This is a genomic window from Aeromonas caviae (genome assembly GCF_000819785.1).
GTDB lineage: Bacteria > Pseudomonadota > Gammaproteobacteria > Enterobacterales > Aeromonadaceae > Aeromonas > Aeromonas caviae.
On record NZ_CDBK01000043.1, the window covers coordinates 1 to 488 of the forward strand.

1 protein-coding gene is annotated in these 488 nt (G+C 63.1%); it reads right to left on the minus strand.

What is annotated here, in order from left to right; all coding sequences use genetic code 11:
* Nucleotides 1–3: 3 nt before the first annotated feature.
* Nucleotides 4–488 (minus strand): substrate-binding periplasmic protein (locus tag BN1120_RS06695; protein ID WP_042015279.1); only part of this gene is annotated, 485 nt, incomplete at its 5' end.

Below are 488 nucleotides of genomic sequence, written 5' to 3' on the forward strand. Positions count from 1 at the left end.
GGGTCAGGGGGAGGGGAAGTATTTGTGTTGGAGCAGCTGGAAGTCGCTGCTGGCCAGCACCTGGGTCAGGCCGATCTGGAACTCCCTGACCAGGGCATCGTCAACCGGGTGGCTGAAGGCGAAGCAGTACTGCTCGGAGCTCAACATCCAGCGCACCTCGAACTGGGCAGGATCCAGCTGCTGGGTCTTGATGAGATCCAGCAGGGTGGATTTGTTGCTGGAGATCAGCTCGACCCGGCCCGAGGTGAGCATGCGCAGGGCCTGGGAGAGGCGGTTGGCGGTCATGATCTTCTGCTCATCGAAACCCGCATTGAGCAGCAGTTGCTCCCCCACATCGGATCGCACGGCGCCTATGGTGTAGCGCTGGGCATCTTCCAGGCGGGTCAAGGTCAGGGGCCGACTGGCGAGTCCCATCAGCACTATCTCGGCATAGCCGATGGGGCAGGCCCACTTGAACAGGGGATTGCGCGCCTCGGTGCGGGCGGTGG